The sequence below is a fragment of the Pantoea osteomyelitidis genome (assembly GCF_044342975.1).
Classification (GTDB): Bacteria; Pseudomonadota; Gammaproteobacteria; order Enterobacterales; family Enterobacteriaceae; genus Pantoea; species Pantoea osteomyelitidis.
In genome coordinates this window covers 449,265-463,261 of the sequence record NZ_JBGFSN010000003.1, presented here as the reverse complement: position 1 = coordinate 463,261, position 13,997 = coordinate 449,265, and the positions used below count along the sequence as shown (strand labels likewise).

The window sequence follows — 13,997 nt, the reverse complement described above, 5'->3', positions numbered from 1 at the left end:
GCCATGGAAAACAAAGCGCTAGCCTGGAAATTAATCGACGAAAGCAAAGCTGACTTCTGCGATCTGAGCGATCGCGTCTGGGGAATGCCGGAGATCTGTTATACCGAATATCGTTCAGTGGCTGAGCATACCGCCATGCTGAAACAGCAAGGCTTTCGGGTAACGGAAAACGTCGCTGATATCCCCACGGCGGTAATGGCCGAAGCGGGCAAAGGCGGCCCGGTGATCGCTTTTCTGGGCGAATATGACGCCCTGCCGGGCCTGAGCCAGGCGGCGGGCGTGGCGCACTATTCGCCGCTGCCCGGCAATGGTAATGGCCATGGCTGCGGGCATAACCTGCTCGGTTCAGCCGCGATGCTGGCCGCCACCGCCATGAAAAACTGGTTGGCGGAAAGCGGACTGCCGGGGCGCGTGCGCTACTACGGCTGTCCGGCTGAAGAAGGCGGTGCGGCAAAATCGTTCATGGCCCGCGCTGGGGCGTTTGACGGCGTCGATGTTGCCATCACCTGGCATCCCAGTGCTCATCATGAGGTGGCGAAGCCGCTTTCGCTGGCCAATACCCGTATGGATTTCTTTTTTACCGGACGCTCTTCCCACGCGGCCGCCTCACCGCATCTTGGCCGCAGTGCGCTGGATGGCGTCGAGTTGATGAATGTGGGCGTGCAGTATCTGCGCGAGCATGTTCCGCAGGATTCCCGCATCCACTATGCCATGCTCGATTCCGGCGGCATCGCCCCTAACGTGGTACAGGCGAAGGCGGCGGTACGCTACGCCATTCGCGCCCGTGATGTGCATGCCATGTTTGAGCTGAATGAACGGGTAAAACGCGTCGCTCAGGGCGCGGCGATGATGACAGAGACCAAAGTTGAGATCAGCATCATGAGCGCCGTGTCGAACTTACTGGGGAACCGTCCGCTGGAAGAGGCGATGCAGCGCAATCTGGAAGCGCTGGGACCGGTGCCCTTCGACGAGGCCGATCACGCCTTCGCCGCCGACATCCAGGCGACCCTGACGCCGGAAGAAATTGATAACTGCTATCGTAAAACCGGCATCAAACCCGCCAGCCCGAAACCGCTTAGCGACTATATCATCCCGCTGGATACCCACGGCGAAGTGATGATTGGCTCCACCGACGTTGGCGACGTCAGCTGGGTGATCCCGACCGTACAGGCGCACATCCCGACCATGGCGATCGGCACGCCGGGACACTCCTGGCAGCTAACGGCGCAGGGAAAAATGCCGGCCGCGCATAAAGGGTTAGCTCATGTGGCGAAAGTCATGGTCGGGACCGCCATCGACGTGCTGACCGATAAGGTGCTGCTGGCGCAGGTCAAGAAAGCCCATTACGAGCAGGTCAGAGATACCCCCTATCACTGCCCTATTCCCACTGACGTTAAGCCGCCTGTTCAGCCACGTCCTGAAAATCTGTGATGTCCGTAATGGAGAATTCAATGAAATTCACGAAACTTACTGCCGCACTGATTTTAGTGAGTTCTTACAGCGCGGCAGGTCTGGCCGCCACGCCCCCTGATTCCCTGGTCATGGCATGGAACATTGACGCCATCAGCACCTGGGATCCGGCGCAAATTGGCGAAGTGGTAACCAGCGAGATCTATTCCAATACCTGTGACACCCTGGCAGATTTTGCCGTTGCCGATGAAAAAAAGGTTACGCCGGACCTGGCGAAAAGCTGGGAGGTTTCAGCGGATCGCAAAACCATCACTTTTCATTTGCAAGATAACCTTAAGTTTGCTGACGGCTCTGCGGCGACCGCAGGCGATCTCGCCTGGTCGATGCAGCGCGTTGTGAAGCTGGGTTACGGCAATGCGGCCAATATCAAAGAGTACGGGTTTGATAAAGAGAACGTTGACCAACGCATCACCGCGCCCGATGACAAAACCCTGGTGATGAGCTTTGACAAAGCCTATCCAACCAATCTGGTATTGCAGGCGATTGCCGCCAATAACGTCTCTTCGCTGCTGAACCGCAAGATCGTGGAGAAAGAGGCAGTGAATGGCGATCTGGGACATAAATACCTCTCTACCCATACCGCCTGCGTCGGTCCTTATCAGCTGATGCGCTGGAATGCCGGCGAAGGGGTGGTGTTGCAGGCGACGCCCAACTACTGGGGCGAGCAGCCAAAACTGAAACGTATCCTGATCCGCCACGTAGCGGAAACCGGCACGCAGCGTCTGTTGCTGATTCAGGGGGATGTAGATATCGCGCGCGATCTTTCTGCCGACGATCTGAAAACCCTGGATGAAGGCGGCAAGGTGAAGGTGGAAAAAACCCTGAAGCCGCAGCTCTTCTTCTGGACCTTCAATAATGAAGATCCGATTTTCAAAAACGAAAAGGTGCGGCTGGCAATGCGCTACCTGATCGATTATGACGGGCTGGCGAAAAGCGTCATGCCTTATCTGGGCGTTCCCCGAGCCAGCTTTGTGCAGATTGGCGCTTTCGGCGCGCTGGATGAACAGGCGGGCCAGCCGTTTAAGCTCGATCTGGCAAAAGCGAAGCAGCTGCTGAACGAGGCGGGCTACCCCAACGGCTTTAGCGCCTCGGTGATTTTCGGCACCCTGCCCCACTCGGCGCCGATTGCTCAGAGCGTGCAGCAAAATGCGGCGAAGATCGGCGTCAAGCTCAACCTCGAGCGCATGGCAAACGCCCAGCTTTTCAGCCGCGCCCGCGGACGTGAATTTCAGAGCGCTATGATGGCATGGCAAACCTCGGTGCCCGATGCCTATGGCAACGCCTCGCGCCTGGTGTTCAATCCTGACAACCGTAAAGAGGCGCGCGCCACGCAATATCCCAGCTGGCGCGCTGCTTATTACGATCCGGAGATGAACAAAAAAGTCGAGGCCGCCCTGCTGGAGCCGGACGACAGCAAACGTATCGCTCTGTATGCCGATCTGCAACACGAAGTGATGCAGAAAGGGCCAATGGCCATCATGTTCCAGATGTATAACACCGCCGGCATTAGCCCGACAGTGAAGAACTGGACCTGGAATGGTTTCCGCGTCTGGTACGGTGCAGCCAGTAAATAACGGAGGCCGGCATGTCACACGTCTGTTCGACTACGTTGAGTTCATCCCCTTCACCATGCTGGCGTCTCGTCAAACGCATCGGTAAAGGGATCCTCTCTATTTTCTGCACTCTGCTGGGGCTGGCGGCGTTGACCTTTTTTATAGGCCGCCTGCTGCCGATCGATCCGGTGGTGGCGATTATCGGGGATAACGCCAGCCAGGAGGCTTATGAGAAGATGTTTCACCAGCTGGGGCTGGATCAACCGCTGTGGAAACAGTTTCTCGATTACGTGTGGCAGCTGGCTCATCTTGATTTCGGCGTGGCGTTGACCACCAGCCATCCGGTGGCGCAGGATATCGCTCGCGTCTTCCCGGCCACCCTTGAGCTGGCCACCGTGGCCGCCATTATCGGGGTCGGCCTCGGCATTCCCGCAGGAGTGCTTTCCGCCATGTATCGCAACTCCTGGTTCGATCATCTGATCCGCGCGCTGGGGTTGCTCAGCTACTCCACGCCGCACTTCTGGCTCGGCCTGATGGGTCTGCTGCTCTTCTATGCCACTCTCGGCTGGATCGGCGGTCCCGGCAGGATCGATTTTATGTATGAGTTCGATCTGCAACCGGTGACGGGCTTCTGGCTGATCGACAGCGCGTTGAGCGGCAACTGGGGGGTATTTAAAAATGTTTTCAGTCATATCATTCTGCCCGCCTCGATCCTGGGGCTGAGTTCGCTGGCTTACATCAGCCGGATGACGCGCAGCTTTATGCTTGAGCAGCTGTCGCAGGAGTACATCATCACGGCGCGGGTAAAGGGGCTGTCATGGGCGCGCTGCGTCTGGGTGCACGCCCTGCGCAACGTTGCGGTACCGACGCTCACCGTGGTAGCACTCTCCTGGGCCTGGCTGCTGGAAGGCGCGGTGCTCACCGAAACCGTTTTTGCCTGGCCTGGCTTTGGCCGCTATCTCACCAATGCGCTGCTGGCGGGCGACATGAACGCCGTAGTGGGTTGCACCCTGCTGACCGGGGCCATTTTCGTGGCGATCAATCTGCTCTGCGATTTGCTCTATCACCTGTTCGATCCGCGCACGCGGCAGGAGATGAAATGACCCGCTCCCTTAACAAAACGATCCCGCACGCTGCGCACGGCACGCTGCGCGCCTGGCTGAGCGATCCCGCGCCGCGCTCGCCTTTTCAGGCGCAGGTGCAGCAGTTCTGGCTGCAATGGCGACGTTTTTGCGCCAACCACTCGGCGCTGTTTGGCCTGCTGGTATTGCTGGTGATTATCACGGCGGCGCTCTTCGCCCCCTGGCTGGCGAACCAGGATATCTTCGCGCAGGATCTCACCGCGCGGCTTCACCCCCCCAGCCAGACGCACTGGCTCGGCACCGATGAGTTGGGACGCGATATCTACAGCCGTCTGCTTTATGGCGCGCGCATCACTCTTTACATCGCGGGCCTGACGGCGCTGATTATCACGCCGCTGGGGCTACTGATCGGCACCAGCGCAGGCTATCTTGGCGGCTGGGTGGATACGGTGCTGATGCGCCTGGTGGATATTTTTCTCGCCTTCCCCAGTCTGATTTTGGCGCTGGCTTTTGTCGCCGCGCTCGGTCCCGGCATTGAGAATGCGATTATCGCTATCTCGCTCTCTTCCTGGCCGCCGATTGCCCGCCTCGCCCGTGCGGAGACGCTCTCCATCCGCAAAATGGACTATATCGCGGCGGTGCGCCTGCAGGGTGCCTCCTCGTGGCACATTATCCTGCGTCATGTGATTCCGATGTGCCTGCCTTCGGTGGTGGTGCGCGTCACCCTGAACATGGCGGCGATTATCCTGACCGCCGCCGGGCTGGGTTTTCTCGGCCTTGGCGCTCAGGCGCCCAGTCCGGAATGGGGCGCCATGCTCGCCTCCGGCCGGGAATTTATGCTGAACAACGGCTGGATTGCGGCCATCCCCGGTTTAGCGATCCTGTTTACCAGTCTGGCTTTTAACCTGTTGGGCGATGGCCTGCGTGATGTGATGGATCTGCGCCATGAATAAAACCTTACTCGAAGTGGAAAACCTGAATATCGTTTTTAAAGGAGCACATCAGGACCATCATGCGGTGCGCGACGTCAGCTTTTGCGTGGGGCGGGAAAAGCTGGCCATTGTCGGCGAATCAGGCTCCGGCAAGTCGCAAACCTGTCGCGCGCTGCTGAAGCTGACGCCCAAAGCGGGACGCATCAGCGCGGACAAGATGCAATTTGGCGATATCGATCTGCTGAACAGTAGCGAAAAAGCGATGCGGCGCGTGCGCGGTAACCGTATTTCGATGATTTTGCAGGACCCGAAATTTTCTCTGAATCCGCTGATGCGTATTGGCGATCAGATTATAGAGGCCTATCGCCTGCACAGTCGGGTAAGTAAAACCGAGGCGCGTAATCGGGCGCGCATGATGCTGGAGTCGGTACATATCCGCGACGTGGATAACGTGTTCCGGCTCTATCCCCATGAGATCTCCGGCGGCATGGGACAACGTGTGATGATTGCCATGATGCTGATCCCGGAACCGGATCTGATTATTGCTGACGAGCCGACTTCTGCCCTTGACGTTACCGTGCGCCAGCAGGTGCTGAGCATCCTTGATGAGCTGCTGGCGCGGCGCAACACCGGCCTGCTGTTTATTACGCATGATATTAATCTGGTTTCGCGCTTCTGCGATCGCGTGCTGGTCATGTACGCCGGGCGCATCGTCGAGGAGATTTCAGCGCGCGACCTGCACCAGGCGCGTCATCCCTATACACAGGCGCTGCTGGCCAGCCAGCCGCGTCTGCGCCATCCGGTAGAAACCCTCAGCGTGCCGACGCGCGACAGCGCCTGGCTGCACGGACCGACTTACCGCAACGGAGTAGCGCTATGATCCCGACACAGCAACGACGGGTCGAAACCGTTGATTTAAATATCGCCTTTGGTCAGGGCCGCCAGCGGCGTCAGGTGGTAAACAACGTCAGTTTTACTCTGGCAGCCGGTGAAAGCTACGGGCTGATTGGTGAGTCCGGCTGCGGCAAATCCACCATCCTGCGCGCCCTCGCCGGGCTGAACAGCGATTTTCAGGGCGCCATTCTGTTTGATAACAAAGAGGTGCAGCCGCAGCGCGATAAAGCCTTTTACCGCAAGGTGCAGATGGTGTTTCAGGATCCCTACGCCTCGCTGCATCCGCGCAAAATGGTCTGGAACGCCCTGCGTGAACCGCTGCAGTTGCAGGGTATGGATCGTCATCAGGAACGCATCAGCGAGGCACTGCATGCGGTAGGGCTCAGCGACGCCTTCCGCTACCGCTATCCGCATCAGCTTTCCGGCGGCCAGCGCCAGCGCGTCGCCATTGCCCGCGCGCTGATCGTGGAGCCTTCGGTGCTGCTTCTGGACGAACCCACCTCGGCGCTGGACGTCTCCGTGCAGGCGGAAGTGCTTAACCTGCTGGCGAGCCTGCGCAAACAGCGTCAGCTCACCTGGTTGATGGTGACACACGATCTGGCGGTAGTAACCCACCTCTGTCAGCGCGTCGCAATCATGCATCAGGGCAGCCTGCTGGAAGAGATGAGTGCCGACGCACTGCGTCGCGGTGACGTGCGCGAAGATTATACCCGCCGGTTTCTGGCGGCCAGTGAAGCCTGAGGAGGAAAAATGGAGTTCACGCACCTGCACGCCTGGCTTGAGAAGAATAACAGCGATGCCCTGCTGATCCTGCAACATGGCAAGGTATTGTATGAATATGGCGATAACCAGCATCGCTTTCAGTGTCACTCGATGCGTAAAAGCTTTCTCAGCGCGCTAACAGGACAGGCCGTGGCGGAAGGAAAAATCGATCTCTCGCTTACGCTCAACCAGCTTGAGATCGATGACCTTGATCCGCTCACAGAAACAGAGAAACAGGCCACTATTTACGATCTGCTGACCGCCCGATCCGGCATCTACCATCCGGCCAACTATGAAACGCCCTGGATGCGGCGTATCAAACCGCCCCGTCATCACTATGCTCCTGGCGTTAACTGGTGCTACAGCAACTGGGATTTCAACGCCCTGGGCACGCTCTGGCTCCAGCTTACCGGCGAAAATATCCATCAGGCTTTTTATCGCCGCATCGCGCAGCCTCTCGGCATGGAGGATTTTGACTGCGATCGAGACGGCTGGATGGAGCCGGGAGAATTTTCACGCCATCCTGCCTGGCCCTTCCGGCTTTCCAACCGGGATCTGGCGCGCTTCGGCCAACTTTTTTTGCAGCAGGGGCGCTGGCGCGAGCAACAGATTCTGCCTGCCCGTTGGGTTCAAACCAGCACTTCCGCTATCTCCCATGCCGGGGAGCGCGGCGCCTATGGCTATATGTGGTGGGTAACGCGCGACGGAGTCGCCTGGCCTGATGTTCTGCTGCCTGCCGGAAGCTATTCCGCACGTGGCGCAGGCGGCCACTTTTGCCTGGTGATACCCAATATGCAGATGGTGATCGCGCACCGTGTCGATACCGACCAACCGGGGCGGGAAGTTAACCGCTTCGCCATCGGACAACTTTTACAGCGCTTGCTGGATGCCTGCTCTTCCGGAGGTGCTCTGTGACCGTGACAGAAACCATTGCCGCCTGGTGCGTACAGCCGCACCGCTTCAGCGCGCGCGCTTTACAGCTCGGACGCGACGCCATTATCGATACCCTGGCCTGCTTGTATGCCGGTCGGGAAGACTTTTCCAGTCGGGCGGTGCAGCAGGCCTGGCAACATCAGGGTGAGCCGTCTGCCGCCGTGGCTGCCCTGCTGAACGGTACTGCCGCCCACGCTATCGATTATGATGATAATTTTGCGCCAGGCATGAGCCACGCCTCGGCGGTATTGGTCCCCGCCCTGCTGGCGGTAGCGCTGGAAGAGCAGCTTTCAGGGCGGCGTCTGCTGGAAGCCTATCTGATAGGGTTACAGGCGCAGGCTTTTACAGGCGATATGGTCAGCCATGCCCACTATACTGCGGGCTGGCACGGTACCTCGACCGTGGGCTGCATCGGTACGGCGGCAGGCGTTGCCTGGCTGAAAGGCATGGACGCTGCCGGTATCGCGCGCACCCTGAGTATTGCCGTCAGCCTTGCCAGCGGCGTAAAGGGACAGTTTGGTACGCCGCTAAAGCCTTTCCATGCCGGTATGGCGGCCCGCAATGCGGTCGAGGCGGCGCAGCTGGCGATGACTGGCATGACCGGACGCCTCGATATCCTGGAGCGGGAACAGGGGTTCTACCAACTGTTTGCCGGGGCACACTTCACGCCGGAGAAGATGACAAGCTGGCTCACTGACCCGCTTCATATTATTGAGAGCGTGGGCGTGATGCCGAAAAAGCATCCCTGCTGCGGCTCAACGCATCGCGTGCTGGATGCCATTGCTGATTTACAGGCGAAGCACCACTTTCATGATGATGACGTTGAGCGGGTCGCGTGCAAAGTAGGTATCTCCAACTGGCGCAATTTGGCCTACAACCAGCCGGAAGATGAGATGCAGGCGCGCTTCTCCATGAACTACTGCGTTAACGTGATGTTAGAAAAAGGAGCGTTGAGCGTAGAAGACTTTACGCCGCGCCGGGCGCAGCAGGCGGATCCACATCGGCTGGCGCGCGTGAGCATGACGCACTGGAGTGCTGAAGAAGAGGCAGAACAGGCGGATCGGCCACATATCGTTACCCTGACGTTGAAAGACGGACGTACGCTGCGCCACCAGCGACTGCGCGCTAAAGGCACGCTGGACGAGCCATTTTCAGCCGCAGAGCGCAGAGAGAAATTTAACGACTGTTGTCGCCAGCTGGCCGATCGGGATAATCTCTGGCTACAGCTGGAGCAAATTGATAAAGCAGAGAATCTGTCTTTTCTACGCACTTTGTTAATGTAAAAACAGCGCAATAAAAAAAGGGCGAAATATCGCCCCTTTGCTTTGTGACTGATGCGTTATACCGCAGTCTGGAAAATCACGCCGTCCGCTTTTTCCGTGTACTGATTCAACTGGTCAAAGTTGAGGTAACGGTAGGTGTCGGCCGCGGTCTTATCCACCTGCGCCATAAATTGCTGATACTCATCTGGCGTGGGCAGTCTGCCCAGCAGAGAAGAGACCGCCGCCAGCTCTGCTGAGGCCAGATAGACGTTCGCGCCAGTGCCCAGACGGTTCGGGAAGTTACGCGTTGAGGTCGATACCACAGTCGCGCCATCGGCAACGCGCGCCTGGTTGCCCATGCAGAGCGAGCAGCCAGGGATCTCAATACGCGCACCGCTCTTGCCGAAGACGCTGTAGTAGCCCTCTTCCGTCAGCTGCGCGGCGTCCATTTTGGTCGGCGGCGCAACCCACAGGCGGGTCGGCAGCTGGCCTTTATGGCTGTCGAGCAGCTTACCGGCAGCACGGAAGTGACCGATGTTGGTCATACAGGAACCGATAAACACCTCATCGATCTTCTCGTTCTGCACGTCAGAGAGCAGGCGCGCATCGTCCGGATCGTTCGGCGCGCAGAGAATCGGCTCGTTGATCTCAGCCAGATCGATTTCGATTACGGCAGCGTATTCCGCATCCGCATCCGCTTCCATCAGCTGCGGATCCGCCAGCCATTTTTCCATGCCCTGGATACGACGCTCCAGCGTACGGCGATCGCCATAGCCTTCCGCAATCATCCACTTCAGCAGCACGATGTTAGAGCTGAGGTATTCGATGATCGGCGCCTGATCCAGCTTAATGGTACAACCGGCAGCGGAACGCTCAGCTGACGCATCGGTCAGCTCAAACGCCTGCTCAACTTTCAGATCCGGCAGACCTTCAATCTCAAGGATGCGGCCAGAGAAGATGTTTTTCTTGCCCTTCTTCTCAACGGTCAGCAGGCCTTGTTTGATGGCATAGAGCGGGATGGCGTGAACCAGATCGCGCAGGGTGATGCCCGGCTGCATGTTGCCTTTAAAGCGCACCAGCACCGATTCCGGCATATCCAGCGGCATAACGCCGGTTGCGGCGGCAAAAGCTACCAGACCGGAGCCGGCCGGGAAAGAGATGCCGATCGGGAAACGGGTGTGCGAGTCACCGCCGGTGCCAACGGTATCCGGCAGCAGCATACGGTTCAGCCAGGAGTGAATTACGCCGTCGCCCGGACGCAGCGAGACGCCGCCACGGTTCATGATAAAGTCCGGCAGCGTGTGGTGCGTGGTAACGTCAACCGGCTTCGGATAGGCGGCGGTGTGGCAGAAGCTCTGCATCACCAGATCGGCAGAAAAACCGAGGCACGCCAAATCTTTCAGCTCGTCACGGGTCATCGGACCGGTAGTATCCTGTGAGCCGACCGAGGTCATTTTCGGTTCGCAATACTGGCCCGGACGAATACCGTCAACGCCACAGGCGCGACCGACCATTTTCTGCGCCAGCGAGAAGCCGCGCGCGCTTTCCGCCACGTCTTTCGCCTGGCGGAACACGTCACTGTGCGGCAGGCCGAGCGCTTCGCGCGCTTTGGTGGTCAGGCCACGACCGATGATCAGCGGAATACGGCCACCGGCGCGCACTTCGTCGATCAGGACGTCGGTTTTCAGTTCGAAAGTGGCCAGCACTTCGCCGCTTTCGTGATTGCGCACTTCGCCTTTAAACGGATAGATGTCGATGACATCGCCCATATTCAGGTTGTTCACATCCACTTCGATCGGCAGCGCGCCCGCATCTTCCATGGTGTTAAAGAAGATTGGCGCGATTTTACCGCCCAGCACCACGCCGCCGCCTTTTTTGTTCGGCACGTTCGGGATGTCGTCGCCCATAAACCACAGCACCGAGTTGGTGGCGGATTTACGGGAAGAACCGGTACCTACCACGTCGCCAACATAAGCCAGAGGGAAACCTTTGGCCTGCAACGCTTCGATCTGCTTGATCGGACCCACGTTGCCCGGCTCATCCGGCTCGATGCCTTCGCGGGCGTTTTTCAACATGGCCAGCGCGTGCAGGGGAATATCGGGACGTGACCAGGCATCCGGCGCCGGAGAAAGATCGTCGGTATTGGTTTCACCGGTGACTTTGAACACGGTGACGGTGATCTTCTCAGCCAGTTCCGGACGCGCCAGATACCACTCGGCGTCAGCCCAGGATTGCATCACCTGCTGCGCATGCGCATTGCCTGCTTTCGCTTTTTCTTCCACATCGTAGAAGCTGTCGAACATCAGCAGCGTGTGGGAGAGCGCTTTAGCGGCGATGGGCGCCAGTCGGGCATCGTCGAGAGCATCAATCAGCGGATGAATATTATAACCGCCTTGCATGGTGCCCAGCAGTTCAATGGCTTTTTCGGGGGTTACCAGAGGAGAGGTCGTTTCGCCTTTGGCGATTGCCGCCAGGAAACCGGCTTTAACATAGGCCGCTTCGTCGACGCCCGGTGGAACACGATTAACTAACAGGTCAGTCAGGAATTCTTCTTCACCCGCTGGCGGGTTTTTCAGCAGTTCAACCAGCGCGGCCATCTGGGATGCATCTAATGGTTTAGGAACAATTCCCAGGGCTGCACGCTCGGCAACGTGCTTACGGTATTCTTCTAGCACGACGTTCTCCTCGCTCTCATTGTATAGGCTTTCCGGCCACCTCGTTGATGTCCTGGAGATCGGCATCCTGTGTAGGGCCATGGTGTCCGGTTTGCGGGGGGCAGCATAGCAGAATTTCGTGCGTTTGTTAATCTGTTTACAAAAAAGCAACATGATCGCGATGTGCAGAGGGGGCAGCTCCCCGCATTCGGGCGGCAGGTCGTAGCCCGCGCCATTACCTTTTGTTTGCTGACAGGGAATTTAGCTTGCTTTTAGTTATGCTTATTGCGCAGGCACAGCTTCTTTTACACAGTAATAGCGTGACTGCTATTTAATTTGGGGTTTTAAAAGCCGTAAAAAATAAAACCCAACTAAGGAAATAACATTATACAAACGCGTTAAACGTTTTAATTAAAAAATTAATAAGAAACCGTTAAATTAAAAATATTGGAATTTAAAGCGTGAAATAAAATTAAAAATACGTAGACTCTATTTGGGCGCTTGAGGCTTTCAGCTTCAGGCGTGTATCGGGAAGCTGAAAGAAGAAAGCCCCGCTCGATTTAATTACTTAAACCAGAGCGGGGGGCTACCCGACACCTGAACAATGTCAGGGTAGCTTCTTGCTCGTTAAAAGACAAGGAGAAGTTACCATGAAGTTGAAATTTTATATAATCATTATCAGTGGAATTATTTTATTTACAATAATTCTACCGAGCCGAAACCGCCTTTGCGAATTTCGGTTTAAAATGATCATCGCTGAAATTTCCGCTGTCATGGCCTACGAATCCAGACAGTAAAACATTGGCGGGATAGCAATATCCCGCCCTTCCTGATGTTGTGATGTGTCGGCCTCGGGCGCCCTTTTTTAATTAATTGATATGAGATTTAACACATCGCCTTACTTAGTTTATTAAAACGTTCCACTAACAAAATAAGCAAAAAAAAACGGCCCGATGCGGGGCCGTTAATTAACACGCTAAAGAATTACTTCTTTTTCGCTTTCGCGTTCGGCAGATCGGTGATGCTACCTTCAAAGATCTCTGCCGCCAGACCCACAGACTCGTGCAGCGTCGGGTGAGCATGGATGGTCAGCGCGATATCTTCGGCATCACAACCCATTTCGATCGCCAGACCAATTTCACCCAGCAGCTCGCCGCCGTTGGTGCCGACAATCGCGCCGCCGATAATACGATTGCTTTCTTTATCGAAAATCAGCTTGGTCATGCCGTCCGCGCAGTCAGAAGCGATAGCACGGCCAGACGCTGCCCACGGGAAGGTGGCAGTTTCGTAGCTGATGCCTTTTTCTTTCGCTTCTTTCTCGGTGAGACCCACCCATGCCACTTCCGGCTCGGTGTAGGCGATAGACGGGATCACTTTCGGATCGAAGTAATGTTTTTTACCGGCGATCACTTCTGCCGCTACGTGGCCTTCATGCACGCCTTTGTGCGCCAGCATCGGCTGCCCGACGATGTCGCCAATCGCATAGATGTGCGGCACGTTGGTGCGCATCTGCTTGTCAACGCGGATAAAGCCACGATCGTCAACTTCCACGCCCGCTTTGCCTGCATCCAGACCTTTCCCGTTCGGTACGCGACCGATCGCGACCAGCACCGCGTCATAACGCTGCGCTTCGGCTGGGGCTTTTTTGCCTTCCATAGAAACGTAGATACCGTCTTCTTTCGCTTCTACGGCGGTGACCTTGGTTTCCAGCATCAGGTTGAACTTCTTGCTGATGCGTTTGGTGAACACCTTCACCACATCTTTATCAGCGGCCGGGATGACCTGATCGAACATTTCGACCACATCAATCTCTGAACCCAGCGCATGGTAAACGGTACCCATCTCCAGACCGATAATACCGCCGCCCATCACCAGCATGCGTTTCGGCACTTCTTTCAGCTCCAGCGCGGCGGTGGAATCCCATACGCGCGGATCTTCATGCGGAATAAACGGCAGCTGAATCGGACGGGAGCCGGCTGCGATGATGGCGTTATCGAAATTGATGGTGGTTGCGCCACCCTCACCTTCCACCACCAGGGTATTGGCGCCGGTAAATTTACCCAGGCCGGTAACCACTTTGACTTTACGCCCTTTCGCCATACCCGCCAGACCACCGGTCAGCTGGTTAATGACTTTCTCTTTCCAGGTGCGAACCTTGTCAATATCGGTAGAGGGCTGACCGAAAACGATACCGTGCTCTTCAAGGGCTTTCGCCTCTTCGATCACTTTCGCAACGTGCAGCAATGCTTTAGAAGGGATACAGCCAACGTTCAGACAAACACCGCCAAGGGTGCTGTAACGCTCGACAATCACGGTCTCCAGACCTAAATCAGCGCAACGAAAGGCTGCAGAGTAGCCTGCAGGACCTGCCCCAAGTACTACGACCTGAGTTTTAATCTCTGTACTCATCATGACCTCTTAATTGATTTCCGGCGGGTCAGACGTCTTTATTACT

10 protein-coding genes are annotated in these 13,997 nt (G+C 56.9%); 8 read left to right on the top strand and 2 right to left on the bottom strand.

The features are described 5' to 3' along the window. The first annotated feature begins 3 nt into the window (after nt 1-3). From ABU178_RS04360 to ABU178_RS04325, 8 genes are read left to right on the top strand one after another with little or no spacing between them, the layout of a single operon-like run. A complete protein-coding gene (locus ABU178_RS04360; RefSeq protein ID WP_397212337.1) occupies nt 4-1,431 on the top strand; it encodes a M20 family metallopeptidase in 1,428 nt (475 codons plus the stop codon). Between the two features lie 20 nt (nt 1,432-1,451). After that, nucleotides 1,452-3,044 (top strand): ABC transporter substrate-binding protein, encoded by a 1,593-nt coding sequence (locus tag ABU178_RS04355; protein WP_397212335.1) that lies wholly within the window; start codon nt 1,452-1,454, stop codon nt 3,042-3,044. Between the two features lie 11 nt (nt 3,045-3,055). Further along, nucleotides 3,056-4,126 carry an ABC transporter permease gene (locus ABU178_RS04350; protein WP_397212334.1) on the top strand — a complete coding sequence of 357 codons (1,071 nt, stop codon included), beginning with the start codon at nt 3,056-3,058 and terminating at the stop codon, nt 4,124-4,126. Next, entirely contained in the window at nt 4,123-5,058 is a 936-nt protein-coding gene (locus ABU178_RS04345) for an ABC transporter permease (protein WP_397212332.1), read from the top strand. Before ABU178_RS04350 ends, ABU178_RS04345 begins: the two co-directional genes overlap by 4 nt. Continuing rightward, nucleotides 5,051-5,917: an ABC transporter ATP-binding protein gene (locus ABU178_RS04340; protein WP_397212330.1), complete on the top strand. Its 867-nt coding sequence runs from the start codon at nt 5,051-5,053 to the stop codon at nt 5,915-5,917. Before ABU178_RS04345 ends, ABU178_RS04340 begins: the two co-directional genes overlap by 8 nt. Then, entirely contained in the window at nt 5,914-6,672 is a 759-nt protein-coding gene (locus ABU178_RS04335) for an ABC transporter ATP-binding protein (RefSeq protein WP_397212329.1), read from the top strand. Before ABU178_RS04340 ends, ABU178_RS04335 begins: the two co-directional genes overlap by 4 nt. Nucleotides 6,673-6,681: 9 nt before the next feature. Next, nucleotides 6,682-7,608, top strand: coding sequence for a serine hydrolase domain-containing protein (locus ABU178_RS04330; protein ID WP_397212327.1), 927 nt, complete (start codon nt 6,682-6,684; stop codon nt 7,606-7,608). Further along, nucleotides 7,605-8,909 carry an MmgE/PrpD family protein gene (locus ABU178_RS04325; protein ID WP_397212326.1) on the top strand — a complete coding sequence of 435 codons (1,305 nt, stop codon included), beginning with the start codon at nt 7,605-7,607 and terminating at the stop codon, nt 8,907-8,909. Before ABU178_RS04330 ends, ABU178_RS04325 begins: the two co-directional genes overlap by 4 nt. 56 nt (nt 8,910-8,965) lie before the next feature. On the opposite strand, the gene acnB is transcribed toward ABU178_RS04325, so the two are convergent. Together acnB and lpdA are read right to left on the bottom strand one after the other, a co-directional pair. After that, a complete protein-coding gene (gene acnB / locus ABU178_RS04320; RefSeq protein ID WP_397212324.1) occupies nt 8,966-11,563 on the bottom strand; it encodes a bifunctional aconitate hydratase 2/2-methylisocitrate dehydratase in 2,598 nt (865 codons plus the stop codon). A gap of 963 nt (nt 11,564-12,526) precedes the next feature. Further along, nucleotides 12,527-13,951, bottom strand: a complete 1,425-nt coding sequence (lpdA, locus tag ABU178_RS04315) for a dihydrolipoyl dehydrogenase (protein ID WP_397212321.1) — start codon at nt 13,949-13,951, stop codon at nt 12,527-12,529. Nucleotides 13,952-13,997: the final 46 nt, after the last annotated feature.

Bases quoted from the DNA above. Each gene is read 5' to 3' on its own strand.
- ABU178_RS04360 (WP_397212337.1), top strand. From the start codon at position 4: ATGGAAAACAAAGCGCTAGCCTGGAAATTAATCGACGAAAGCAAAGCT.
- ABU178_RS04355 (WP_397212335.1), top strand. From the start codon at position 1,452: ATGAAATTCACGAAACTTACTGCCGCACTGATTTTAGTGAGTTCTTAC.
- ABU178_RS04350 (WP_397212334.1), top strand. From the start codon at position 3,056: ATGTCACACGTCTGTTCGACTACGTTGAGTTCATCCCCTTCACCATGC.
- ABU178_RS04345 (WP_397212332.1), top strand. From the start codon at position 4,123: ATGACCCGCTCCCTTAACAAAACGATCCCGCACGCTGCGCACGGCACG.
- ABU178_RS04340 (WP_397212330.1), top strand. From the start codon at position 5,051: ATGAATAAAACCTTACTCGAAGTGGAAAACCTGAATATCGTTTTTAAA.
- ABU178_RS04335 (WP_397212329.1), top strand. From the start codon at position 5,914: ATGATCCCGACACAGCAACGACGGGTCGAAACCGTTGATTTAAATATC.
- ABU178_RS04330 (WP_397212327.1), top strand. From the start codon at position 6,682: ATGGAGTTCACGCACCTGCACGCCTGGCTTGAGAAGAATAACAGCGAT.
- lpdA (WP_397212321.1), bottom strand. From the start codon at position 13,951: ATGAGTACAGAGATTAAAACTCAGGTCGTAGTACTTGGGGCAGGTCCT.